This is a genomic window from Deinococcus sp. (assembly GCF_030523985.1).
Classification (GTDB): Bacteria; Deinococcota; Deinococci; order Deinococcales; family Deinococcaceae; genus Deinococcus.
Genome location: NZ_JAUNHK010000174.1, coordinates 1 through 3180, shown reverse-complemented (window position 1 = coordinate 3180; position 3180 = coordinate 1). Strand labels below are relative to the sequence as shown.

Annotated in this window: 3 protein-coding genes; all 3 read left to right on the top strand. The window is 68.4% G+C overall.

The window, feature by feature from the left end; genetic code table 11:
* Window positions 1-39 precede the first annotated feature (39 nt).
* Window positions 40-813 carry an LPS export ABC transporter ATP-binding protein gene (gene lptB, locus Q4C89_RS14540; protein ID WP_339095521.1) on the top strand — a complete coding sequence of 258 codons (774 nt, stop codon included), beginning with the start codon at window positions 40-42 and terminating at the stop codon, window positions 811-813.
* A gap of 19 nt (window positions 814-832) precedes the next feature.
* Entirely contained in the window at window positions 833-2722 is a 1890-nt protein-coding gene (locus Q4C89_RS14535) for a DUF3084 domain-containing protein (protein ID WP_303103339.1), read from the top strand.
* A 48-nt stretch (window positions 2723-2770) separates the two neighbouring features.
* A partial coding sequence (locus Q4C89_RS14530) for a universal stress protein (RefSeq protein ID WP_303103338.1) occupies window positions 2771-3180 on the top strand: 410 nt, incomplete at its 3' end.

Sequence of the window (3180 nt, the reverse complement as noted above, 5' to 3'; positions counted from 1 at the left end):
CTCACAGACCCCTAAAATGCCCGTGCTACGCTGAAAACCGTGACTGCCTCTGCCGCCGTGCCCGCCGCTTCTGCGCCCCTGCCCACCCGCCCTGACCTGACGGCGACGGGCCTGAGCAAGACCTATGGCAAGCGGCAGGTGGTGCGCGGCGTGGATTTTCGGGTGTCGCCCGGCGAAATCGTGGCGCTGTTCGGCCCCAACGGTGCGGGCAAGACCACGACCTTTTACATGGTGGTCGGGTTTATTCGCCCTGGCGGGGGGCAGATTGCGCTGGGAAGCAAAGACCTGACCAAACTGCCCATGCACGAGCGGGCGCGGCTGGGGCTGGGGTACTTGCCGCAGGAGCCGAGTGCGTTTCGCAAACTGACGGCGCGGGACAACCTGCTGGCGATTCTGGAATATCAGAAACTCTCCCGCGCCGAGCAGGAAAAACGGGCCGACGACCTGCTGGCAGAGTTCGGGCTGACCCACCTCGCAGGCTCCTACGCCTACCAGCTTTCGGGCGGCGAGCGGCGGCGACTGGAACTGGCCCGCGCCCTGACCACCGACCCTGATTACCTGCTGCTGGACGAACCTTTTACGGGCGTAGACCCCAAGAGCATCCGCGAGATTCAGCGCCTCATCCGCGAGTTGCGTGACCGCCGGGGCATCGGCGTCTTTATCACCGACCACAACGTGCGCGAAACGATTGCGCTGTGTGACCGCGTTTATTTGATGTTCGACGGTCAACTCAAGTTCGGGGGCACGCCCGCCGAGTTCGCCCAGGACGAAGACGCCCGCCGCCACTACCTGGGCGACGACTTTGAGTTGTAAAAGGCCGGGAGACTGAAGCGTGCTGTGGCTCTTTTTGCCCTTTATGGTGCTGCTTTCGGGCGTGGTGGCCTACGCCGCCGACGTGATTGCCAAGAAAGCGGGCCGCAAGCACCTGCGCTGGTTCGGGCTGCGGCCCAAGCAGACGGCCCAAATCGTGGCGGTGCTGTCGGGCATGGGCATCAGCGCGGCGAGTCTGGCGGCCTTTTTGCTGCTCAACCGCTCGGCCGTGCAGACCATCGCCCAGGCCGACCAGTTGCGCCCGCAGATTGAGGCGTTACGCCAGGAAGTCGGCAGCGTGCAGGGCGAACTGCGGGCCGCCCAGACCGAGCGCGAGGCCGCCCGCAGCGAGGCGCAAAAGGCCGTGCAGGAGCGCGAAGCCGCCCGCAAAGAACTGACGGCTGCCCGTGGGGAACTGCGAACCGCCCAGCAGGGCCTCGCTGCCGCGCAGCAGGAGGGGGCAAAACTGGTGGCCCAGTCCCGCGAATTGCAGACGCGTCTCGCCACTCTGGGAGAGCAGCGCCGCACCCTGGAAGCCCAGGCCCAGGCCAGCCGCGAGCGCTTGACCGCCTCGCAAAAGCAGTTGCAGGCGAGTGAAGCCCGCGCCGCCGAACTCGACGCGCAGGTGCTTGACCTCAAACTTCGCAGCGCCCAGGCCGAGCAGGAAGCGCAAAATGCCCAGGCCCGTGCTGACGCCGCCCAGGCCCGCACCGACGAATTGCAGCAAAAGGCCGCTGCCGCTCAGACGGCGGCCCAGGCAGCCCAGACCCGCGCCGCCGCTGCCCAGGCCCAGGCGACCCAGGCCGAGCAGGTCAGTCGGCAGGCCCGCGCCGCGCAGCAGCAAGTGCAACAAAGGGCAGAGGCGGCGATGACTCAGGCCCAGCGCGTGGAGCAGCAGGCCCAGGCTGCGGCGCAGGCCAGTGTGCGGCAGGCCCAGCAGGAAGCCCAGGTACAGCTTCAGCAGGTGCAGCGGCAGGCCCAGACCCAGGCGCGTGAAGCCCAGCAGCGTCTCGCCGCCCTGCGTGCCCAGGCCCAGACGCTGAATACCCAGGTGCAGCAGGCGCAGCAGGCCCGTGACGCCGCCGTGCGTGCCCAGCAGCAGGCCCAGGCCAGCCGCGACCAGTTGCTCGCCGAGCGCAAGGTGGCGACCCAGGCCCGTGACAAGGCCGTAAAGGAGCGCGACCAAGTGCGCCAGGACCTCGCGGCGCTGCGAACCCAGCAGCAGCAGCTCCAGAGCAGCAACGCCGCCCTCGCCCGCGACCTCGCGCAGGCCCAGCAGAGCCTGAGCCGTCTTCAAGCGCAGTACGCCACCGCCCGCAGCGAACTCAGCCTCAGCCGCACCGCCGAACTCGCCTACCCCAAGAACGAACTGGTCTACGCCGGGGTCGTGCCTACCGTTCGCAGCCTCGACACCTTCCTCAAATTCGCCGAGTCTGCTGCGGTCAGTCGGGGAGCGCGGGCGAACTCGGAGGGCCCCGCCGCCCGCCTCAGCCGCCCGGCCCGCGTCGCCCTCGAAACCAAGTTGCGCGGCCTGAACACCAGCGCCTTCGTGGTGTGCCGCGCCGCCCAGAACAGCGTGATGGGCTTTCCCCTCGAACTCACCTGTGACGCCCGCGCCAACGCCCTGCTGTACCGGGCGGGCCAGCCCATTCGCAAGGCCACGGTCAACCTGCGCGACCAGGGCACCTTGCAGGCTCAGATTTCCGACCTGCTCCAGGACACGGTGCTCGACCTCACCCTGCGTGGCGTGCCCGGCGAGTACATCGGCAATCAGGCGCTCGACATCGGGAACCTGCTGGCCCTGCTCACCACCCTGCGCGAAAGGGGCGACAGCACCGCCGTCATCAGCATTGCGCCCCGCGAGGACGTGCGGCCCAGCACCCGCGTGGAACTGGTGGCACGGGGGCCGTGACACGTTTTGCCGTAACACTTCTGTAACGCCAGCGGCCCACCCTCAGGCATGAAGAAAATCCTGGTGACCACCGACCAGAGCGACCTGGGCTGGCAAGCCACCGCGCACGCCCGCGCCCTGGCTGACGCGCTGGGGGCCGAACTCGTCGCCCTGAGCATTCAACCCGACCCCAACGTGGCGGTGGCGGGCGAATTCGGCTACATTCCGCCCACCGACCCGCAGGACTATGTCGAGCAGCGCAACGAAGCCGAGCGCCTGCTGGCCGAGCGGGTGCCGGGAGCGCGGGTGCGTGTCGAGCAGGCGGGGGGCCGCCCGGTGTCCCGCGCCATCATCGACGTGGCGAAGGAAGAAGGCGTCAGCATGATTGTGATGACCACCCACGGACGCAGCGGACTGGGCCGCGCCATTCTGGGCAGCGTCGCCGAAGCCGTGCTACACCATGCCAAGGTGCCGGTGGT